This window comes from Caulobacter sp. Root343, from assembly GCF_001425745.1.
In the GTDB taxonomy this organism is placed as follows: Bacteria; Pseudomonadota; Alphaproteobacteria; order Caulobacterales; family Caulobacteraceae; genus Caulobacter.
In genome coordinates this window covers 161,136-182,815 of record NZ_LMDF01000005.1, presented here as the reverse complement: position 1 = coordinate 182,815, position 21,680 = coordinate 161,136, and the positions used below count along the sequence as shown (strand labels likewise).

General features: G+C 71.2%; 16 protein-coding genes and 3 pseudogenes. 16 read left to right on the top strand and 3 right to left on the bottom strand.

Features of this window, described 5'->3' with window-relative positions:
• The first annotated feature begins 73 nt into the window (after positions 1-73).
• Entirely contained in the window at positions 74-706 is a 633-nt protein-coding gene (locus ASC70_RS04945; RefSeq protein WP_056046989.1) for a DUF2460 domain-containing protein, read from the top strand.
• The gene (locus ASC70_RS04940; protein WP_056046987.1) at positions 706-1,338 is read left to right on the top strand and encodes a DUF2163 domain-containing protein; all 633 of its coding nucleotides are present in this window, start codon (positions 706-708) and stop codon (positions 1,336-1,338) included. Before ASC70_RS04945 ends, ASC70_RS04940 begins: the two co-directional genes overlap by 1 nt.
• Before the next feature lie 77 nt (positions 1,339-1,415).
• Here the strand turns inward: ASC70_RS04940 and ASC70_RS25455 are convergent.
• Positions 1,416-1,481: pseudogene (locus ASC70_RS25455) on the bottom strand (hypothetical protein); the annotation flags it as partial.
• A gap of 3 nt (positions 1,482-1,484) precedes the next feature.
• On the opposite strand from ASC70_RS25455, the pseudogene ASC70_RS04935 reads away from it, so the two are divergent.
• The 8 genes and pseudogenes from ASC70_RS04935 to ASC70_RS04900 all read left to right on the top strand — a co-directional run.
• Positions 1,485-1,880 (top strand): annotated as a pseudogene (locus ASC70_RS04935) (NlpC/P60 family protein); the annotation flags it as partial.
• Between the two features lie 12 nt (positions 1,881-1,892).
• Positions 1,893-5,591 carry a glycoside hydrolase/phage tail family protein gene (locus ASC70_RS04930; protein WP_056046982.1) on the top strand — a complete coding sequence of 1,233 codons (3,699 nt, stop codon included), beginning with the start codon at positions 1,893-1,895 and terminating at the stop codon, positions 5,589-5,591.
• A gap of 90 nt (positions 5,592-5,681) precedes the next feature.
• Complete coding sequence (locus ASC70_RS04925; RefSeq protein WP_056046979.1) at positions 5,682-6,614, top strand: DnaJ C-terminal domain-containing protein; 933 nt, start codon at positions 5,682-5,684, stop codon at positions 6,612-6,614.
• A gap of 195 nt (positions 6,615-6,809) precedes the next feature.
• Positions 6,810-9,410 carry a TonB-dependent receptor gene (locus tag ASC70_RS04920; RefSeq protein ID WP_056046976.1) on the top strand — a complete coding sequence of 867 codons (2,601 nt, stop codon included), beginning with the start codon at positions 6,810-6,812 and terminating at the stop codon, positions 9,408-9,410.
• Between the two features lie 357 nt (positions 9,411-9,767).
• Positions 9,768-10,088 (top strand): PepSY domain-containing protein, encoded by a 321-nt coding sequence (locus tag ASC70_RS04915; protein ID WP_056046973.1) that lies wholly within the window; start codon positions 9,768-9,770, stop codon positions 10,086-10,088.
• 16 nt (positions 10,089-10,104) lie between these two features.
• Complete coding sequence (locus ASC70_RS04910) at positions 10,105-10,782, top strand: response regulator transcription factor (protein WP_047407377.1); 678 nt, start codon at positions 10,105-10,107, stop codon at positions 10,780-10,782.
• Positions 10,783-10,786: 4 nt separating this feature from the next.
• Entirely contained in the window at positions 10,787-12,178 is a 1,392-nt protein-coding gene (locus ASC70_RS04905) for a sensor histidine kinase (protein WP_056046971.1), read from the top strand.
• Between the two features lie 200 nt (positions 12,179-12,378).
• The gene (locus ASC70_RS04900) at positions 12,379-13,710 is read left to right on the top strand and encodes a hypothetical protein (RefSeq protein WP_056046969.1); all 1,332 of its coding nucleotides are present in this window, start codon (positions 12,379-12,381) and stop codon (positions 13,708-13,710) included.
• A gap of 206 nt (positions 13,711-13,916) precedes the next feature.
• Here the strand turns inward: ASC70_RS04900 and ASC70_RS04895 are convergent, their stop codons facing one another.
• Entirely contained in the window at positions 13,917-14,609 is a 693-nt protein-coding gene (locus ASC70_RS04895) for an alpha/beta fold hydrolase (RefSeq protein ID WP_056046966.1), read from the bottom strand.
• A 101-nt stretch (positions 14,610-14,710) separates the two neighbouring features.
• Between ASC70_RS04895 and ccmI the strand changes: the two genes are divergently transcribed.
• Both ccmI and ccmE read left to right on the top strand, forming a co-directional pair.
• Entirely contained in the window at positions 14,711-15,829 is a 1,119-nt protein-coding gene (ccmI, locus tag ASC70_RS04890) for a c-type cytochrome biogenesis protein CcmI (protein WP_056046965.1), read from the top strand.
• Positions 15,826-16,314: a cytochrome c maturation protein CcmE gene (gene ccmE / locus ASC70_RS04885; RefSeq protein WP_056046962.1), complete on the top strand. Its 489-nt coding sequence runs from the start codon at positions 15,826-15,828 to the stop codon at positions 16,312-16,314. The genes ccmI and ccmE overlap by 4 nt, the downstream gene beginning before the upstream one ends.
• 7 nt (positions 16,315-16,321) lie before the next feature.
• Here the strand turns inward: ccmE and ASC70_RS25885 are convergent.
• Positions 16,322-16,447 (bottom strand): annotated as a pseudogene (locus ASC70_RS25885) (hypothetical protein).
• Positions 16,448-16,459: 12 nt separating this feature from the next.
• Between ASC70_RS25885 and ASC70_RS04880 the strand changes: the two are divergent.
• From ASC70_RS04880 to uczR, 4 genes are all read left to right on the top strand, one after another.
• Positions 16,460-18,442: a heme lyase CcmF/NrfE family subunit gene (locus tag ASC70_RS04880; RefSeq protein WP_056046958.1), complete on the top strand. Its 1,983-nt coding sequence runs from the start codon at positions 16,460-16,462 to the stop codon at positions 18,440-18,442.
• 185 nt (positions 18,443-18,627) lie between these two features.
• Positions 18,628-19,032: a cytochrome c-type biogenesis protein gene (locus ASC70_RS04875; RefSeq protein ID WP_056048403.1), complete on the top strand. Its 405-nt coding sequence runs from the start codon at positions 18,628-18,630 to the stop codon at positions 19,030-19,032.
• A 176-nt stretch (positions 19,033-19,208) separates the two neighbouring features.
• Positions 19,209-20,795: a Do family serine endopeptidase gene (locus ASC70_RS04870; RefSeq protein ID WP_056046955.1), complete on the top strand. Its 1,587-nt coding sequence runs from the start codon at positions 19,209-19,211 to the stop codon at positions 20,793-20,795.
• A 188-nt stretch (positions 20,796-20,983) separates the two neighbouring features.
• The gene (uczR, locus tag ASC70_RS04865) at positions 20,984-21,655 is read left to right on the top strand and encodes a two-component system response regulator UczR (RefSeq protein ID WP_056046952.1); all 672 of its coding nucleotides are present in this window, start codon (positions 20,984-20,986) and stop codon (positions 21,653-21,655) included.
• Positions 21,656-21,680: the final 25 nt, after the last annotated feature.

The window sequence follows — 21,680 nt, the reverse complement described above, 5'->3', positions numbered from 1 at the left end:
CTTAATGGCGTTTGGCCGCCAACAGCTCCGCTTGGCGCCGCACTTTCCGCAAAACGTTTCTGTGAGGACCGTCATGAGCGAGTTCCATGAGGTGCGCCTGCCGGCGCGCCTGGCGTTCGGCTGCACCGGCGGCGTCGAGCGACGCACCGAGATCGTCACCCTGGCCTCGGGCTTCGAGCGGCGGACCAGCCCCCTGGCCTTAAGCCGCCGCCGCTACCTGATCGCCACCGCCGCCCGGCCGCTGGACGAGGTCGCCGAGCTGGTCGCCTTCTTCGAGGCCCGGCGCGGGCGGCTGACCGGTTTCCGCTTCCGCGACCCGGCCGACTTCAAGTCGTGCGTCCCCTCGGCCCAGCCGGCGGCGAGCGATCAGGCGATCGGCACCGGCGACGGGACGCGCAAGACCTTCCCGCTGACCAAGACCTACGGGACCGGACCCGAGGCCGCGGTGCGTCCGATCGCCAAGCCGGTGGCCGGGACGGTGAAGGTCGCGGTGGCCGGCGCGACCCTGGCGGCCGGGGCCTTCTCGGTCGATCCGACCTCCGGCCTGGTCACGCTGAATGCGGCCCCGGCGGCGGGCGCGGCGGTGACGGCGGGCTTCGAGTTCGACACGCCGGTGCGGTTCGACCTCGATAGGCTGGACGTGACCCTGGAGGGCTTCGCCGCCGGCCGGGTGGCCGCCTGCGCCCTGGTCGAGGTGCGGGTCTGATGCGCGCGCTTCCGGAAGGGCTGGACACCGCCCGGCTGTGCCAGGCCTGGATCGTCACGCGGGTCGACGGCGTGACCCTGGGCTTCACCGACCACGACCGCGACCTGGTCGTCGACGGGGTGACCTGCCGGGCCGGCGGCGGCTGGAGTCCCGGAACCCGCGACAGCGCCGCCGGCTACGCGCCGGGTCAGGGCGCGGCCCTGGGCGTGCTGGACGACGCCGGGATCGCCGAGGCCGAGCTGGCCGCTGGCCTCTATGACGGAGCCAAGGTCGCCCTGCTGCGGGTCGATTGGAGCGCGCCGTCGCGGTTCGTACGCCTCTGGACCGCGACCATCGCGGCGGTGACCCGCGAGGGCGAGGCGTTCACCGCCGCCTTGGCCGGGCCGCTGGCCGCGCTGGAGCGGGTGGCGGGCCGAACCTTCACCCGGCTGTGCGACGCGCGGCTGGGGGATGGGCGTTGCGGCGTGGACCTGGCGGCCCATCCCGGCGCGACTTGCGACAAGCGCTGGGCGACGTGTGTCGGAACGTTCGCCAACGACGTGAACTTCCGAGGTTTCCCGACCAGCCCCGGCGAGGACTTCCTGACGCTGTACCCGGTGGAGGGCGAGCGGAACGACGGGGGGAGGCGGTGAGGCTCGACCTAGCCGGGCTCCCCCCACCTGACCCGCTGCGCGGGTCGTCCGCCCCCAAAGGCGGGCGGAAGGAGATCCTTCCTCCCCCATCGGGGGAGGGGGACCGCCGAACGGCGGTGGAGGGGGCCTGCCGCATCCTCCAAGAAACCCGCCCGTGGCTCGGCACCCCCTATCGTCACCAGGCCTCGGCCCTCGGCGCCGGCTGCGACTGCCTCGGTCTCGTGCGCGGCGTCTGGCGGGCGCTGCACGGGGCCGAGCCCGAGGTCCCGCCGCCCTACCGCCCCGACTGGGCCGAGACCGGCGAGCGCGAGCTGCTGCTGGCGGCGTTCGGCCGTTGGCTGGTCCCCATTCCGCTCGAAGCCGCCCGTCCAGGCGACGTCCTCGTCTTCCGCATGGCCGCCGGCGCGCTCGCCAAGCACTGCGCGATCCAGTCGGCCCCCGACCGCATGATCCACGCCTATTGGGGCCGGGCCTGCGTCGAGAGCGCCCTGGGCCGCTGGTGGCGCGAGCGGTGCGTGGCGGCGTTCAGGTTTCCACTCTGACCAGGAGGCCACATGGCCCAGATGATCCTTTCCAGCGTCGGCGCGGCGATCGGCGGGCCGTTGGGGGCGGCAGCCGGGGCCGTGATCGGCGGCCTGGTCGACCAGGCGGCGCTCAGCGCCCTGAGCCCCGCCCGCCAGGTCGGGCCGCGCATTCCCGAACTGCGCCTGACCGGTGCGGCCGAGGGCGCGGCGCTGCCTTGCGTGTTCGGCCGGGCGCGGGTCGGGGGACAGGTGATCTGGGCGGCGCGGTTCCGCGAGCGCCGGGTCGAGGGCCGGGTCGGCGGCTCCAAGGGCCAGAAGACTGCCAGCTACGCCTACAGCCTGTCGTTCGCCGTGGCCGTGGCCGAGGGGCCGATCGACGGCATCGGCCGGGTCTGGGCCGACGGCAAGGTCATGGCGCTGTCCGGCGCGACGATGCGCGTACATCGCGGGACCGAGGACCAGGCGCCAGATCCGCTGATCGCCGCCATCGAGGGTCAGGCCCCGGCCTATCGCGGCGTGGCCTATGTGGTGTTCGAGGATCTGCCGCTGGAGCCCTATGGAAACCGTCCGCCGCAGCTGTCGTTCGAGGTGTTCCACCGGCCGCGCGCGCCCGGAACCGTGGGTCTGGAAGACCGCCTCAAGGGCGTCTGCCTGATCCCCGGCGCGGGCGAGTTCGTCTACGCCACCGAGGCGGTGCTGCGCCGCGAGGGCCTGACCCGCACCGCGTCCGAGAGCGTGCACAACGCCGAGGGGCGGCCCGATCTGGTCGTGGCGCTCGACCAGCTGCAAGCCCAGTTGCCGAACGTCGATCACGTGACCCTGGTCGTCGCCTGGTTCGGGACCGACCTGCGCTGCGGCCAGTGCCAGATCAAGCCTGGGGTCGAGCAGGCGGCCAAGGACACCCTGCCGCTGGCCTGGAGCGTGGCCGGCGTCGATCGCGCCGGCGCCCATCTGGTCTCGCTGAAGGACGGCGCGCCGGCCTATGGCGGCACCCCGGCCGACGCGGTGGTGCTGCAGGCCATCGCCGAACTGAAGCGGCGCGGACTGAAGGTCACGCTCTACCCGTTCATCCTGATGGACCCGCCGGCCGGCCAGGCGGCCTATCCGTGGCGCGGCCGGATCACGTGTGAAGCCGGTACGGACGGGACCGCCGCCGCGACGACCCAGGTCAACGCTTTCTTCGACGGGACTTGGGGCCTGCGCCGCATGGTGCTGCACCAGGCCAGCCTGGCGGCCCAGGCGGGCGGCGTGGATGGCTTCGTGCTGGCCTCTGAACTGCGCGGCCTGACCACCGTGCGCGGCGCGGGCGGGAGCTATCCGGTGGTCGGCAAGCTGAAGAGCCTGGCCGCCGAGGTCCGCGCCGTCGTCGGCCCGTCGACCAAGCTCGGCTACGCCGCCGACTGGAGCGAGTATTTCGGCCATCAGCCGGGCGGTGGCCACGCGGTCTTCCACCTCGACCCGCTATGGGCCGATCCGAACATCGATTTCGTCGGCGTCGACTGGTATCCGCCGGTCATCGACTGGCGCGAGGGCGAGGCGCACCTGGACGCCGTCGCCGGCTTCGAGGGACCCCACGATCCGGCCTATCTGCGCGCCGGTCTGGCGGGCGGCGAGAACTTCGACTGGTACTATGCCAGCCAGGCCGCCCGTGACGGCCAGGCCCGCACCCCGATCACCGACGGCGCCCATGGCGAGCCGTGGATGTTCCGCGCCAAGGACCTGAAGGCCTGGTGGAGCAATCCGCACCACGACCGGCCCGCCGGCGTGCGCTCGACCACCTCCACGGCCTGGGTCCCGAAGTCCAAGCCGATCCGCCTGACCGAGTTCGGCTGCCCGGCCGTCGACAAGGGGGCCAATTCGCCCAACCTGTTCGTCGATCCCAAGAGCTCCGAGAGCGTCCTGCCGCCCTATTCGACCGGCGAGCGCGACGACTTCGGCCAGCGGCGCTACCTGGAGGCGGTGCTGGCCTGGCTGGTCGACCCGGCCGCCAATCCGGTCTCGCCGACCTATGGCGGGCCGATGATCGAGGCGGCCAGCGCCTGGTGCTGGGACGCCAGGCCGTTCCCCGACTTCCCGGCCCGCTCCGACGTCTGGAGCGACGGCGGCAATTGGGTGCTGGGCCACTGGCTGACCGGCCGGGCCGGGATCGCGCCGCTACCCGAACTGATCCAGGCCCTGGGCGCGCGAGCCGGCGTCTCGATCGATCCGGGCGAGGCGGGCGGCGCGGTGGGCGGCTATGTGCTCGACCGGCCGATGCGGCTGCGCGACGCGCTGGCCCCCCTGACCGAAGCCTTCGCCCTGGACCCGGTCGAGCGTGGCGACCACGTGAAGATGCTGAGCCGTTCGGGGCGGCCCGTGGCGGCCTTGGCCGACAACGACCGGGTCCTGCCCGAGGACGGCTCGGCGGAGACCCAGATCCGCGCCCTCGACCCGGCCGCCGAGGCCCTGCGCCTGCGCTTCATCGACGCCGCCCGCGACTATCAGGTCGGGGCGCTGGTCGTGCGCCGCGAGACCGGGCAGGGGACCCGCGACGCCGACGCGCCGATCGTGCTGGCCGCCTCGGAAGCCGAGGCCGTCGCCCGCCGGATGCTGGCCGCCGACGAGGCGGCGCGGCGCTCGCGGATCGTGCGGCTGTCGCCCTCGGCCGCCCTGCGCTTCGAGGCCGGCGACCGCTTGGTTCTCGATGGGGCGACCTGGCGTGTGCTGCGCCTCGATCTCGACGAGCGGCCGCGCGCCACCCTGATCCCCGTCCTGGCCGGCTATGGCGTCGGCGGCGGCGTCGATTGGAGCCCGGCCCCGCCGCGCGAGCCGCCCGCGCCGCCGGTGCTGCACGTGCTGGACCTGCCGTCGGACGGACTCCTGACGGACGATGCTCGGCCCCTGGTCGCGGCGGCCGGCGAGCCATGGCGGCCGCTGGACGTCCATGCCGGCTCGGGCGTCGAGACCCTGACGGTCCGCGCCCGCCTGGCCGGTCCGGCGACGCTGGGCCAGACCCTGACCGACCTGGCGCCGGCCTCGCCGCATCGCCTGGAGCGGTCGGCGAGCCTGACCGTGCGGATGGAGGGCGTAAGCCTGGCCTCCGCGCCTTTGGCCGCCGTGCTGGCCGGCGAGAACGCGCTGGCCGTCCGCGCGCCGTCCGGCGACTGGGAGGTCATCGCCTTCCAGGCCGCCGAGCTGGTCGCGCCCGACGTCTGGCGGCTCACCGGCCTGTTGCGCGGCCAACGCGACGGCGCGGCGACCGAGGTCCTGATCCCCGCTGGCGCGTCGGTGGTGCTGCTGGACGAGGCGGTGGTCCCGATGATGGTCGCCGCCTTCGAGCGCGGCGCGCCGCTCCTGGTCCGCGCCGCTCCGGCGGGCGGGCCGCCGTCGGGTCCGGCGATGACCGAGGTCGCCGCGGTCTGGGCCGGCCGCGCCTTGCGGCCCCTGGCCCCGGCCCACCTGCGCAAGCGGCCCGTTGGCGGTGACCTGGCGCTCTCGTGGATCCGCCGCGCCCGGGTCGGCGGCGACGTCTGGGAAGGCGAGGTCCCTCTGGGCGAAGGCGTCGAGCGCTACCGCGTGCGGGTCCTGGACGGGACGGCCGTGCTGCGCGAGCTCGAGGTCGAAACGCCGGCCTTCGTCTACACGGCCGCCATGCGGACCGCCGACGCGCCGTCGAGCGCCGCTCGGTTCGAGGTCGTCCAGGGCGCATCGCTGTATGGCTGGGGAGCGCCTGCGACGACAGGTCTGTGATAATAATGCCACAGAGAGGCTTGCACGCCGCGCTGGACGCTCTAGATGGAGGGCGTTACCCACCTGCCCTTGACCGGAGAGACCCTTACCTTGGCGCGTGACCCCTATCTGGAACTCGGCGTTTCCCGCACCGCGACCGCGGACGAGATCCGCAAGGCGTTCCGCAAGCTCGCCAAGGCCCACCATCCGGACGCCAATCCGGGGGACAAGAAGGCCGAGGAGAAGTTCAAGCAGGTCAGCGCCGCCTTCGACATCCTGGGCGACGTCGAGAAGCGCAAGAAGTTCGACCTGGGCCAGATCGACGCCGACGGGCGCGAGACCATGCGCGGCTTCGGCGGCCAGCCCGGCAACGGCCCGTTCAACGCCGGCGGCTTCGGGCGCGGCGGCTTCCACCGCGAGGAAGGGCCGGAGATCGACCTCTCCGAGCTGTTCGGCGGCATGTTCAACCAGGGCGGCGGGCGCGGCCCGTTCGGCGGCGGCGGCCAGGCCGGCGGCTTCGCCAGCAAGGGAGCCGACGTCAAGGCGCGGCTGGACATCGACCTGGAAGAGGCGATCAAGGGCGGCAAGAAGCGCGTGGCCTTCTCGGATGGCCGCACCATCGACGTCACCATCCCGGTCGGAGCCCAGGAGGGCCAGACCCTACGCCTGAAGGGCCAGGGCGGCCAGGGGCGCGGCGGGGCCGGCGACGCCCTGATCGAGCTGGTGATCCGGCCGCACCCGATCTATCGCCGCGAGGGCGACCAGCTGGTCATGGACCTGCCGATCTCGATCCCCGACGCGGTGCTGGGCGGCAAGGTCGAGGCCCCGACCCCCGACGGCGCCGTGATGCTGAACGTGCCCAAGGCCAGCAACAGCGGCCAGACCCTCCGCTTGAAAGGCCGAGGCATGCCCGACGCCAAGGGCAAACGCGGCGACCTGCTGGCCCGCCTGGTGGTGACCCTGCCGGAGACCGTCGACCAGGACCTCGAGAAGTTCGCCCAAGCCTGGCGCGAGCAGAAGCCCTACACGCCGAAGCGGAAGTAACTTCAGTCCGCCAACAGCTCTTGTCATCCCGGCCGTAGCGCAGCGAAGAGCCGGGACCGCAAGAAGCTCAGCGCTTCCGGCGGTCCCGGATCGGCCTTTGGCCGTCCGGGATGACAACAGTTTGTGCGCTTGCCAGTTGAGTGGCGCGGCCCTAGGGAAACCCCGGGTTCAGCGAACGGCGTCGGGGCGGTCTTCATGGTTCTGGTCAGCGTCCTGGCGCTCCTGCAGATCGCCGCGCCCGTTCAGGAGACACCGGTTACCCCGACGGTCCCGACGCCGCCCGAGAGCGAGCAGACCGGCCTCGTCGACAGCCTGGTGATCAAGGCCGCGCCGCGCGGCAAGACCGAGGGCCCCGTCCAGCCCGACCTGACCCTGGACGCCGCCGAGATCGAGGGCACCGGGGCCAGCACCGTGCAGGAGCTGGTCGCGCTGCTGGAAGCCGAGATCTCGACCGGCGAGCCCGACGCCCCGCCGCCGATCTACCTGGCCAACGGCCGGCGCATCTCGGGTTTCCAGGAGATCAGCGGCCTGCCGGCCCAGGCCATCCAGCGCATGGACGTGCTGTCGCCCGCGGCGGCGCTGTCCTACGGCTACCGGCCCAACCAGCGGGTCGTGAACTTCATCCTGCGCAAGAATTTCCGTTCGGTCGCCGTCGAGGCCGAGGAGACGGGCGCCACGGGCGGGGGGCGCCACGCCGAGCACGTCGACGGCGACCTGTTCCGCCTGGCCGGTGAGGAGCGCACCACGGCGGGCTTCGACTGGCGCCAGGAATCGACCCTGTTCGAGGCCGAGCGCGACATCGTCCGCGCGCCCTCGGCCACCTCGCCCTACGGCCTGGTCGGCAACGTCGCCGGCTCACCGTTCGGAAGCGAGATCGACCCGGCCTTGTCGGCCGTGGCCGGCGGCCTGGTCACCCTGACCCGGGCGCCCGACACGGCGGCGGACTGGGCGGCGGACGGCGCGGCCTCGCTGTCGGCCTTCGCGCCCGGCGCGGGCCGGCCCGAACTGACGGGCGTCACCGCCAACCGCAGCCTGCTGCCGTCGCTGGGGCAGGGGAGCTTCAAGGCGGCCATCACCCGCGACCTGGCCCGCAAGGTCAGCGTCACCCTGAGCGTCAATCTCGAGGACGCCCGGCGCACCAGCTATCTGGGCCTGCCCGCCACATCGGTGAAGCTGCCGGCGGGCAGCCCGTTCTCGCCGTTCGCGCGGGACGTCACCGTCTATCGCTATCTCGACGCGCCCTGGTCGCAGCGGCGCGAGGTCGACGCCTTCAAGGGCCAGCTGGCCATGGCCGCCAACGGCTATGTCGGCGACTGGCGCTGGTCGCTGACCGGAAACTACGACCGCAGCGCCAGCGAGACGGTGACGGGCCGCGGCGTCGACTCCAGCGCCTGGAAGGCCGCCATCGCCGCGCGTGACCCGGCGGTCAATCCGTTCGGTCCCGTCCCCCGCGCCCTGCTGAAGGCCAATGCCCGCGACCGCGCCAAGTCGAAGTCCAAGGCGGCCAAGGCCGAGCTCGTCTTGAACGGCGACCTCGCCGAGATCCCGGCCGGCCGGATCTCCTCGACGGTCAAGGTCGGCGGCGAGCGGGTCAAGCAGGCCTCCGACGCCGTCCGCGCCAACGTCCCGACCCACAGCGCCTACGACCGCCGCGCGGTCTCGGTGCAGGGCGATATCGACGTGCCGCTGGCCAGCCGTTCGCACGAGGTGCTGCCGGCGCTGGGCGAGCTGACCGCCAGCCTGAACGCCGGCTACGACGCCCAGACCTACAAGGACCGCCTGGCGTTCGGCGCGGGCCTGCACTGGTCGCCCGACAAGCTGCTGACCTTCAATCTCAGCGTCAGCCAGGAAGAGACCGCGCCCAACGCCAACCAGATCGCCGACCCCGTGGTGCTGACCCCCAGCGTCACGGTGTTCGACTTCGCCACCGGCCAGAGCGTCACGGTCAGCCGGCTGGAGGGCGGCAACACCGGCCTGATGAACGACCGTCGCAAGGTGCTGCGGGCCGGGGTCAACCTTCGCCCGGTGGGACGCGAGAACGGCCCGACGCGGCTGACCCTGAACGCCAACTATGTCCGCACCCGGATCGAGGACCCGATCTCGTCCTTCCCGCTGATCACCCCGGCCCTGGAGGCGGCCTTCCCCGAGCGCTTCACCCGCAACGCCGACGGCGCCCTGACGGCGATCGACAGCCGGCCGCTGAACTTCGAGGCCATCGACCGCGAGGAGCTGCGCGGCGGCATCAACCTGACGCGGTTCCTGGGGCAGAACGCCAATAAGGGGGCGGTCAAGAAAGATCGCAAGCAGGCCGGCCAGGTGCAGCTGTCGGTGAACTACACCTGGCGGCTGCGCGACGAGACCACCCTGCGCCGGGGCCTGACGCCGCTGGACCTGTTGAACGGCGCCAGCACCAGCCGCCGGGGCCAGCCCAAGCGCGAGCTGAGCTTCCGCCTGAACGCCTTCAAGCAGGGCGTCGGCTTTAACCTGAACGGCAACTGGCGCGGCGGCAGCGTCATCGACGCCGGCCCGACCAACGGCGGGGCCCTGCGCTTCGACGACCAGACCACGATCAACCTGTCGGCCTTCTACGAGGTCCCGCGCGACGTGAAGGCGGGGGCCGCGTCCAAGTGGCTGGCCGGAACCCGCGTCACCCTGGCGGCCGACAACCTGTTCTACAGCCGCCCGATCGTGAAGGACGCCAAGGGCGTCACGCCCCAGGCCTATCAGGCGGATTACCTGGACCCGCTGGGCCGGACGATGCGGCTGACGTTCAGGAAGAGCCTGATCGCGATGTAGAACGAAATTCCCTCTCTCTGAGAGAGAGGGAGGGGCCCGCCGCGAAGCGGTGGGAGGGTGAGTGGTTACACTGCCTGCCGGAAAGCCTGATGCCTTTGGCCGAGAGGGCGGGAGAGAAGCGGGCTTTGTCCTGAGAGATTATAATCTCTCACCCTCCCACGCCTGCAGCGTGGGCCCCTCCCTCTCTCTATGAGAGAGGGATTTTCGGGCGAACCTCTGATCGCCCCGTGACCGCTCGCGACGGATCCGGGCCGTCCGGCGCGTTCGAAGCGTGTCCGACCGTGACAGAAGGACGCAGCCCGTTCATAACCCCTGCGTTCAGTCTCCATTCAGCCGGGGTCCGTTAGACCGGAGAGCATGAAAACGATCCGCGTCATTCTCGTCGCCGCCGCGCTGGCCGCCGCCCTTCCGGGCATGGCGTCCGCGCAGCGTCGTGGCCCTGACTCGCTGGGCGCCGATTGGCGCGCCCAGTCGGACCAGGCGCGGGGCGGCGTGCAGTCGGGCCAGCTGGTGCCGCTGTCGCGCGTGATCGAGATGATCGGCCGGCGCGTGCCGGGCCGGGTGCTGGACGCGGGCCTCGAGGGCTCGACCTATCGCGTGCGCTGGGCCGCGGCGGACGGCCGTCGCATCGACTTCATCGTCGACGCCCGCACCGGCCAGATCCTCAGCGGCGGCTAAGGAGTTTCACAGACCCATGCGTATCCTGCTCGTCGAGGACGATCCCGACCTGTCGCGCCAGCTGAAGCTGGCCCTGGCCGACGCCGGCTACGCCGTCGACCACGCCCCCGACGGCGAGGAAGCCCAGTTCCTGGGCGAGACCGAGCCCTATGACGCGGTGATCCTGGATCTTGGCCTGCCCAAGGTGGACGGCGTGTCGGTGCTGGAGCGCTGGCGGCGCGGCAATGTCGCCACGCCCGTGCTGATCCTGACCGCTCGCGGCGCCTGGAGCGACAAGGTCGCCGGGTTCGACGCCGGGGCCGACGACTACCTGGCCAAGCCGTTCCACACCGAGGAGCTGCTGGCTCGCCTGCGCGCCCTGCTGCGGCGCTCGGCCGGCCACGCCGCGCCGTCGCTGTCGTGCGGCGCCCTGCGCCTGGATCCCCGCGCGGCTCGCGCCAGCGTCAACGGCGAGCCGCTGCGCCTGACCTCGCTGGAATACCGCCTGCTGCACTACATGATGATGCACCAGGGCCGGGTGATCGGCCGCACCGAGCTGGTCGAGCACCTGTACGACCAGGACTTCGACCGCGACAGCAACACCATCGAGGTGTTCATCGGCCGCCTGCGCAAGAAGCTGGGCGCCGACCGCATCGAGACCGTCCGCGGCCTGGGCTATCGCCTGACCCCGCTGGAAGGCGAGAGCGCGGCCTAAGCCGTTGCTGGACCTGCGCCGCCGTTCGCTGGTCCGCCGCCTGGTCCTGATCGCTGGGATCTGGACGCTGCTGGTCATGGTGATCACCGGCGTCTTCCTGACCGCCCAGTTCCGCGGCGCGGCCATCCGCCGGTTCGACCAGTCGCTGGCCGTGCTGACCGACGACCTCTATGCCGGCTCGACCGTCGAGGACGGCCAGCTGCGCGCGCCGGTGCTGACCGACATCCGGGCGACGCGGGCCTATTCCGGCCGCTACTGGGTGATCCTGGACCGGCTGCCGGACGGGTCGATGCGGCCGATCGTGCGCTCGCGCTCGCTGTTCGACAGCGACCTGATGCTGGCCTCGGCCCAGATCGACCAGCTGGACGGCGCCCCGGGCAAGACCCAGTATTTCGACATGCGCGGGCCGCAGGACAAGCCGCTGCGGGCGGCCGCCATCCTGACCCGCCTGCCGGGCTACGCCAATCCCGTGGTGTTCCTGGCCGCCGAGGACCGCTCGCCGATCGACGCCGACGCCGACCGTTTCGCGGGCATCACCGCCATCGCCCTGCTGATCCTGGGCGGCGGCCTGATCCTGGCGGTGGTGGTGCAGGTGCGCTTCGGCCTGCAGCCGCTGTTCCGCCTGCGTCGCGAGGTGGCGGCCGTGCGCCGGGGCAAGGCCGAGCGGGTGGACGGGATCTATCCCGAGGAGCTCGCGCCCCTGGCCGGCGAGCTGAACGCCCTGCTGGCCCACAACCAGGAAGTGGTCGAGCGCCAGCGCACCCACGTCGGCAACCTGGCCCATGCGCTGAAGACCCCGCTGTCGGTGATGCTGACCGAGGCCAGCCAGCAGCCGGGCCAGCTGGCCGAGGTGGTCGAGCGCCAGGCCCAGACCATGCGCGAGCAGGTCGACCACCACCTGCGCCGGGCCCGCGCCGCCGCCCGCTCCCAAACCAGCGGCGAACGCACGCCGGTCGAGCCGATCCTGGACGAGCTGGCCGTGACCCTGGAGCGGATCTTCCAGGACAAGTCCGAAGGGCGGGGCGTCGAGATCGACTGGCGCTGCCCCGAGGACCTGGCCTTCCAGGGCGAGAAGCAGGACCTCCTGGAACTGGCCGGCAACGTCATGGAAAACGCCGGCAAGTGGTGCCGGGGCAAGATCCGCGTCGAGGCCGCGCCGGCGGGCGAGGGGCGGATGCTGCTGACCGTCGACGACGACGGCCCCGGCCTGCCGCCCGACGAGCGCGCCCAGGCGCTGAAGCGCGGCCAGAGGCTCGACGAGAATGCGCCCGGGTCGGGTCTTGGCCTGTCGATCGTCGACGAATTGGCCCGCGCCTACGGCGGATCGGTCAAGCTTGGTGAATCGCCGCTGGGCGGATTGCGCGTCACCCTGGATCTGCCACGCGCCGAAACATGACCTATGGTTGTGACGTTTCGTCGCGGGCGGGGCTTTCGCGCGCCGTGGGCATGGTCGGCTAAACCTCCAGTAGGCCAGGGCTTTCTCGCCGCGACATCTCGTTACGGGGGCTATGAATTTCCTCGGGTTTCGGAAATCCTTAACCTCGTTCCGAACATGGTTGACGCCTGTCGGAATCCGCTGCTCCGACACGGGGGACCATGGCCGCCATCGCCGCGCACAAACTGCAGATCATCCGGACGCTGGTGGAAACCGCTCCGGACTCGGCGCTGCGCAGCCTTGAGCTGGCGCTGTCGAGCGCCGGCGCGACCGGGTCGCTGGCGGCCGTGCGCGGGCTGGTCGAGGACGAGACCGCCAACCGATTCGTCCGCAACAACATCCTGGCCCCGATCGTGCCGCTGTGCGCCGCGCGCGGCGAGAACTGCGTGTCGTTTCCCGCGCCGGTGCTGTCGCGCCTGTGGAAGGCGCTGAAGGTCATCGCGCCCAGCCGCGTCGAGGAAGCCGCGGCCAAGTGCAATCCGTGGGACCTGGAGAACGGCGTCCCCGAAGTCTTCGACGAGCTGTGCAAGAGCGCCGCCGCCGGCCTGCGCGATCCCGAGAACGCCGCCTTCGACAGCGTGCGTTCGCTTTGCGATCCCGAGCACCTGGCCCTGTGCCTGCAGCTGTCGGCCATCGCCCGTTCGTGCCTGCCCAAGCTGTCGGAATGGGTCAGCCGCATGTCGGAGGATCGCGCCACCGCCGCCAAGCTGGCCTATCGCGACGCCAGCCGGATCAGCGACGACGCCGGCCCGCTGCTGCTGGACATCCTGTCCGCCCACCTGCCCGACGACTGGCGGATCATGCGGGTGATCTCGGCCGTGATGGACCGTCCCTCCGACCGCTACCTGGCCTCGTCCGAGGTCAAGGCGTTTGGCGAACGCATCCTGGCCGACATCGAGGCCTCGGTCCGCCGGGTCGAGGAGTTCGATTTCGCCGGCGGCGAGAAGGTGGGCCGCCAGGCCGCCCAGGGCGCGCACAAGGTCCACCTGCAGATCGTCGAGTTCCAGCAGTCGGTCGACATCAACAAGGACGGTCCCTGGGGCAAGCGCCTGGCGCGCTTCAAGCAGACCATGGCCAAGGCCTGCGAGATCCGCATGGACCAGTCCGACAAGGCGCTGGAACAGGCCCTGCCGACCCGGCCCATCTCGATGATGGCCAAGAAGGGCGCCCGCGGCGTCGCCAAGCTGGTCGACGAGCCGGACGAGGCGCTGATCCGCCGCGCCCAGGGCGCGCTGGCCTTCGTGGCCGAGCTGCGCTCCTGCGCCGACAAGGCCGGCTACGGCACCTCGCGCAACAAGATCCTGGAAAAGCTGAACGGCCGCCTCGATCCCTATATCGAGGACGTTCTGCACGTGGCCCGCACCGGCGAGGGCGGCGACTCGTCCCTGGCCGTGAAGTACCTGGACGTCGCCGCCGGCTTCATCGCCTACACCCGCGACGACAAGACCGCCGAGATCGTCCGCCGCCGCGCGGCGGCCGCGATCGCGGCGTAGGGTTTCTCGCTACAACACCCACAAAATTACCCGCCTTCCTCGCCCTTGTGGCGAGGACCCATGGTGCGGCTGGGCTCGGCGAAGGGTCAGTGGGTCTCGGTCGCGTTGGCGAGCGCTCGTCTGACGCGCTGCCTGCTGAATGATGGGCCCTGGGCACAAGGCCCAGGGAGGCAGGGTAAATGAAAAACGCGCCAAGCCCTGCTGGACTACCCCTCCAGCCACCCCACCAACGCGTCATTCACCACCTCGGGCCGCTCCAGCGTGATCACGTGGCCGCACGTCGGCGCGATCACCAGCTTCGCGCCGGGGATCGCCGCCGCCATCTCTTCGGAAAGCACCGCCGGGGTCAGAGGATCCGTATCGCCCACCACGATCACGGTCGGGACCTTGATCGACCCCAGCAGCGGCCGGCTGTCGACGCGGCCGATCACCGCCTCGGTCTGGCGCGCGAAGGCCTCCAGGCCCACGGCGCGGCCCATCCGCATGCTGATGGCGTTGAGCTCGGGATCACCCTTGCGGCTGGGATGGGTCAGGGCGTCGGCGCCCAGGGCGCAGAACCGCTCGAAACCGACGGCGCGGGCCTGCTCGAGCATCTTGCGGCGGCCGGCGGTCTGTTCGGGCGTGTCCGGCCGGGCCGAGGTGCAGACCAGGGCCAGCTTCGCGACCCGTTCTCGCGCCTGGCGCAGGATCTCGAAGGACAGGTAGCCGCCCATCGAGACACCGACCAAGGCGAAGCGCGGCGGGGCGTCGGCCAGGATCCGCGCGGCCATGTCGGCGATCGTGTCGCCAGCCAGGGTCTGGGCGATCGTCACGGGGCCATGGGGCCACAGGGCGGGCAGCTGCGGCGCGAAGATCTCCTCCGAGCACAGCAGGCCCGGGATCAGCAGGATCGGCGTCATGAGGTCTCCGTCGGCGTCGCGCTGAGCATGACGTGGATATCCACCCCACTTAAGCGCTTTTTCCGCTAACGGCCGGCGCGGGAACACGCTACCACGCGGCCATGATCGCTTTCTGGATCGCCGCGGCGGGGCTGTCGGCCGCGACGGCGGGGCTGGTGCTGCGCGGCGCGGCGCGGGCCCGGCCCGTCGACGACGCCCAGACCCGGCTGGAGCCGCATCGCCGCCGCCTGGCCGAGGTCGAACGCCTGGCCATCGACGGCCTGCTGGCCGAGACCGAGCTGAAGGCCGCCCGCGTCGAAGCGGGGCGGGGCCTGCTGGCCGCCGCCGACCAGGCCGAAAGCTGGCCTCGCGACGGCCTGGGCCCGCGCAAGGCCGTGGTCGCCGCCATCGGCGCGGCCTGCGTCGCGACCGCGGGCCTCTATGTCGTGCTGGGCCGTCCCGAACTGCCCGACCAGCCCTATGCCCAGCGCGTGGCCGAGTGGAAGGCCGCCGATCCGTCGACGCTGGAGCCCGAGAAGATCGCCGCCGTGCTGGAGGGCGTCGCCGCCGAGCGGCCCAAGGACGTCGAGCCGCTGTTGTTCCTGGCGAAGGCCCGCGCCGTGGCCGGCGACCTGTCCGGGGCCGAGGCGGCCCTGCGCAAGGCCGTCCGCCTGGCCCCCAAGCGCGCCGATGTCTGGAGCCTGCTGGGCGAGACCTTCGTCATGGAGGCGAAAGGGGATGTCGGGGCCGACGCCAAGCTGGCGTTCGGCGAGGCGCTGAAGGTCGATCCGAACGACCTGCGCGCCCGCTACTACCTGGCGCGCGGCAAGATCGCCGAAGGCGACGTCCAGGGCGGCCTCTCCGACTGGCGCGCGCTGCGAGCCAGCCTGCCGACGACCGATCCCGGCTATGCGGCCCTCTCCCAGGAGATGGCCCAGGTCGAGGCCACGGGCCGTCTGCCCAGCGCCGAGCCCGCCGCTGACGCCAATCCGCAGGTCCAGGGCATGATCGCCGGCATGGTCGAGGGCCTGGCCGCACGCCTGGCCCAGGCGCCGGACGATCCCGATGGCTGGGTGCGGCTGGTCCGCGCCTACGCCGTGCTGGGCGAGACGGCCAAGCGCGACGCGGCGCTGGCGAGGGCGACCGCCCGCTTCAAGGACCAGCCCAAGGTGCTGTCGGCCCTGCGCCAGGCCGCCGACACGCCCGCCCAAAAGACCGCCCCCGAAGTCACAAAGCCATGAGTTTCTGGCCCAAATCCCGCAAGGCGCGCCGCCGCCTGACCATCCTGCTGGCCATCGCGCCGGTGCTGGCCCTGGCCGTCGGCCTGGCCCTCTATGGCCTGCGCGACAGCATCTCGCTATTCTACACCCCGGCCCAGGCGCAGGAGGCCCACGTCGCCCCCGGTCGCAAGGTCCAGCTGGGCGGCCTGGTCCAGCGCGGCAGCGTGGTCAAGCATCCGGGCGGCGACGTCGAGTTCGTGGTCGCCGACCAGAGGGCCACGGCCAAGGTGGTCTACCACGGCGACCTGCCCGACCTGTTCCGCGAGGGGCAGGGGATCGTCGCCGACGGGACCTTCGATGCGAACGGAACCTTCGTCGCCAAGCAGGTGCTGGCCAAGCACGACGAGCGCTACATGCCCCGCGACGTCGCCAAGGCGCTGAAGAAGCAGGGCGAGTGGCGCGGCGAGGGGGCGGGTGCGCCAAGCTACGAGGGCAAGAAGCAATGATGGCGCGCTACATCCCTTCTCCCCTTGCGGGAGAAGGTGGCTGGCGAAGCCAGACGGATGAGGGGTTGAAAACCCTGTCCGGAAAAGTCTGTGCGACCCCTCATCCGTCGCTGCGCGACACCTTCTCCCGCAAGGGGAGAAGGGGATGATTATCGAACTCGGGTCCTTCGCCCTGATCCTGTCGCTGATGCTGTCGGTCGCCCAGACCGGGCTGTCGGCCGTCGGCGGCGCGCGGCGCTCGCCGGTGCTGGCCGGGGCCGGCCAGGGCGCGGCCATCGCCGCCTTCGTCGCCGTCCTGGTCGCCTTCGCGGCCCTGATCCACGCCTTCGTGGTCTCGGACTTCTCGGTCGCCAATGTCGCGGCCAACTCGCACACGGCCAAGCCGCTGCTCTACAAGGTGGCCGGCGCCTGGGGCAGCCACGAGGGCTCGATGCTGCTGTGGTGCCTGGTGCTGACCGGCTACGGCGCGGCCATGGCGGTGTTCGGCGACAGCCTGCCGCCGCGCCTGCGGGCCTACGCCCTGGCCGTGCAAGGCGCGCTGGGCGTGCTGTTCCTGGCCTATACCGTCTTCGCCTCCAACCCGATGGCGCGGCTGCTGGACGTCCCCGTCGAAGGCCGTTCGCTCAATCCGCTGCTGCAGGACCCGGCCCTGGCCGCCCACCCGCCGTTCCTCTACAGCGGCTATGTCGGCTTCTCGGTGGTCTATTCGCTGTCGATGGCCGCCCTGATCGAGGGCCGGATCGACGCGGCCTGGGCCCGCTGGGTGCGGCCCTGGACCCTGGCGGCCTGGAGCCTGCTGACCATCGGCATCACCCTGGGCGCCTTCTGGGCCTATTACGAGCTGGGCTGGGGCGGCTGGTGGTTCTGGGACCCGGTCGAGAACGCCAGCTTCATGCCGTGGCTGATCGGCGCGGCCCTGTTGCACTCGGCCATCGTCACCGAGAAGCGCGGCGCCCTGCCGGGCTGGACGGCCTTCCTGGCCCTGGCGGCCTTCACCTTCTCGATGCTGGGCGCCTTCCTGGTGCGCTCGGGGGTGCTGACCAGCGTCCACGCCTTCGCCGTCGACCCGACGCGCGGCGTGCTGCTGCTGATCATGATGGGCCTGGCGGCGGGGACCGGCTTCCTGCTGTTCGCCCTGCGCGCTCCGACCCTGAACCCGGGCGGCCAGTTCCGCGCCATCAGCCGCGAGAGCGCCATCGTGCTCAACAACATCCTGCTGTCGACGGCGACGGCGGTGGTGCTGCTGGGAACCCTGTATCCGCTGATCCGCGAGGCCCTGGACGGCGAGGCGGTCTCAGTCGGCGCGCCGTTCTTCAACCTGACCTTCGTGCCGCTGATGATCCTGGCCTTCGCCATCCTGCCGGCCGGGCCGCTGCTGGCCTGGAAGCGCGGCGACGCGCGCGGCGTGGCGCGCCGGCTGTGGGTGGTGCTGGCCGCCGCCGCCGTCCTGGGCCTGATCGCCTACGGGATCGTCCAGCCGCGCAAGGCCCTGGCCAGCGGCGGGCTGGTCGTCGGCTTCTGGCTGGTCGGCGGCGCGTTGCTGGAGCTGGCCGATCGCCTGAAGCTGTTCCGCGTCCCCGCCGCCGAAAGCCTGCGCCGGTCGCGCGGCCTGCCGCGCGGCGCCTGGGGCACGACCCTGGCCCATGCCGGCCTCGGCATCTTCGTGCTGGGGGCCTCGTTCGAGACTGCCTGGCGGGTCGAGGCCGCCCAGGCCCTAAGCCTCAACGACTCCCACGCCCTGGGCGCCTACACTCTGACGCTCAGCGACGTCGGCACGGTCGAGGGACCGAACTACCTGGCCGAGCGCGGCGTGGTGAAGGTGACCAACAAGGCCGGGACTGAGATCTGCCATGCCGAACCCGAGCGCCGCTTCTATCCGACCGGCGCCCAGACCACCTCGGAAGTCGCCATCTGCCCGCGCCTGCTGGACGACATCTATGTCGTGCTGGGCGAGCGCCGGGCAGGCGAGGGCGGCAAGCCGGCCTGGCTGGTCCGCGCCTATGTGAACCCCTGGGTGCGGCTGATCTTCCTGGGCCCGCTGATCATGGCCCTGGGCGGCGTCGTGTCGCTGTCCGACCGCCGCGCCCGCCTGGGCGTGGGACGGCGGGCCGAGGAGGTGGTGTCGTGAGGGGGAACGATATCTTTCTTCCTCCCCCCCTGGGGGAGGGGGACCGCCGAACGGCGGTGGAGGGGGCTCTTCGAACCCTGCTCCGCTGGATCACTCGCCCCCTCCGGGCCTTTGGCCCTCCTCCCCCGAAGGGGGAAGAAGGACGTGTCCGCGCCCTCGCCGTCGCCCTGGCCGCCGTCGCCCTGATGGGCAGCGCCTCGGAACCGTCGGAGCGCCTGTCCGACCCCGCCCAGGAAGCCCGGGCCCGCGAGCTCTTCAAGGAAGTCCGCTGCCTGGTCTGCCAGAACGAGTCGATCGACGATTCCGAGGCCCAGCTGGCCGGCGACCTGCGGCGAATTGTCCGCGAACAGGTCAAGCAGGGGCGCGGCGATCGCGAAATCCGTGCGTTCCTCGTGCAGCGCTACGGCGAGTTCGTCTTGCTGAAGCCGAGGTTCTCGGCCGGCAACGCCGTGCTGTGGTTGGCTCCAGCCGGCGTATTGTTGCTAGGAGGCGGACTGATGTTCGGCCTTTTGCGGCGCCGCGAAACGGAGCAGACAGAGCTTTCGCAGGACGAGGAAGACCGTCTGAGGCGTTTGCTGGAAGACGATTGACACGATTGCGCCGAAAAGGGGCCGCAAGAAGCGCCTTGCGGATGACGGAAAGATAATTCGAGAACCATTGCACCTTTTATTGTCGGGACTAGGTTCTCAGATCGACTGTGACCGCGCGCCGGGCGCGCGGGGTGATGCGAAGGAGCCGCGCGGACCGCGCGGATGAGGAAAGACGAATGACCGCTAGGAAGTCGGGATTCATTGTAGGCGCCGTCGCGGGCGCGGGCGTGGCCTGCGCGGCTCTGGCCGGGGTCGGCATGCGTATGGGTACGGCGGGCGCCGCCGAGGCTCCGGCGGTCCGCGCCGCGGTGGCCGGCGCCCCGGCCTTCGCGCCGCCGCCGGGCGCGCCGCTGTCGTTCGCCGACATCTTCGAGAAGGTTTCGCCCGCCGTCGTCCAGATCAACGTGACGTCCAAGGCCTCGCCCCAGGCGCTGCGCATCCCGGGCCTGGAAGGCTTCGACATCGTGCCGCGCGGCCAGAAGGGCAAGCCGGCTCCCGGCCAAGGCCAGGACGACGACGGCGACAGCCCCGCCACGCCGAAGCAACAGTCGGCCGGTTCGGGCTTCTTCATCTCGGCCGACGGCTACATCGTCACCAACAACCACGTCGTGGCCGACGCCGACGACATCCAGGTGGTGATGAAGGACGGCCGCGAGCTGAAGGCCACCCTGGTCGGCCGCGACGAGGGCACGGACCTGGCGGTGATCAAGGTCGTCGATCCGAAAGCCAAGGGCGCCGACTTCCCGTATGTGAACTTCGAGAACCAGGCCAAGCCGCGGGTCGGCGACTGGGTGATCACGATCGGCAACCCGTTCGGCCTGGGCGGCACGGCGACCGCCGGCATCATCTCGGCCTATAACCGCGACCTGCAGGACGTCACGTCCTCGTTCGTGAACTACATCCAGATCGACGCGCCGATCAATCGTGGCAATTCCGGCGGTCCCAGCTTCGACATCTACGGCCGCGTGATCGGCGTCAACAGCGCCATCTATTCGCCGTCGGGCGGCTCGGTCGGCATCGGTTTCGCCATCCCGGCCGACATCGCCGAGGCGACCGCCAAGCAGCTGATCTCTTCCGGCAAGGTGGTGCGCGGCTATATCGGCGTGACCATCCAGGACTTCAGCGCCGAGTCGGCCGAGGCCCTGGGCCTGAAGGACGTGAAGGGCGCGATCGTCGCCGAGCTGGTCCCGGGCGGTCCCGCCGCCAAGTCGGGCCTGCTGCCGGACGACATCCTGACCGCCGTCAACGGCACGCCCGTCGCCAACCGCTCGGAACTGACCCGCGAAGTGGCCAAGGCCCGTCCGGGCGAGACGATCCGGATGACGGTCATCCGCGACGGCAAGCCGCGCACGGTCGACGTCAAGTCGGGCACCCGTCCGGCCGAGAACGCCTTGGGCCTGAACGACGACGATCAGGATCAGGACGGCGGTACGACCCCGACCCCGGACAAGCCCGCCAGCCAGCGGGTCGACTCCCTGGGCCTGACCCTGGGCGCGATCGATCCGGCCTCGCGCCAGACCTACAAGATCGACAGCGAGATCAAGGGGCTGCTGGTCACCGGCGTGAAGGGCGACAGCGACGCCGGCGAGAAGGGCCTGGCCAAGGGCGACGTCCTGTCGAACATCAACGGCGCTCCCGTCACCAACGTCGCCGAGGTCAACGCCGCGGTGGCCAACGCCAAGAAGGCCGGCCGCACCAGCGTCCTGGTCAAGATCATCCGCCAGAACCGCCCGGTCTTCGTGCCGCTGAAGATCGCCCCGTAAGGCGCTCCTTGGTCGAACGATCCAGCCCCGCTCCGGTCCGCCGGAGCGGGGCTTTTTCGTATCTGTCGAAGGTTTAAGTTACGCCGCTCTCCGAAACCGGTATTCGAGGAGCAACTATCGCGCGATCGACCAGAATCGGGAGAACGTCGATCGTTCCACCGCTGTGTTCGCGCATGAGGGGCTCACTGATGCGTATTTTGATTATCGAGGACGATCTGGAGGCCGCCGCCGCCATGGCGCACGGCCTCAAGGAAGCCGGCTACGACGTCCAGCACGCGCCCGATGGCGAGGCGGGGCTCGGCGAGGCTCAGAAGGGCGGCTACGACGTGCTGATCGTCGACCGCATGATGCCCAAGCTTGATGGTGTTCAGGTGGTCGAGACCCTGCGCCGCGAGGGCGACCAGACCCCGGTGCTGTTCCTGTCGGCCCTGGGCGAGATCAACGACCGTGTCGTCGGCCTGCGCGCCGGCGCCGACGACTACCTGGTCAAGCCGTACGCCTTCCCCGAGCTGATGGCCCGCGTCGAGGCCCTGTCGCGCCGCCGCGAGACCGGCGCCGTCGCCACCACCCTGAAGGTGGGCGAGCTGGAGATGAACCTGATCAACCGGACGGTCCATCGCCAGGGCAGGGAGATCGACCTGCAGCCGCGCGAATTCCAGCTGCTGGAGTTCATGATGCGCCACGCCGGCCAGTCGGTGACCCGCACCATGCTGCTGGAGAAGGTCTGGGAATACCACTTCGACCCGCAGACCAACGTCATCGACGTGCACATCTCGCGCCTGCGTTCGAAGATCGACAAGGGCTTCGACCGGGCCATGCTGCAGACCGTGCGCGGCGCCGGCTACCGGCTCGATCCGTAGGCGGTTACGCGAGGGCGTGGTAGGA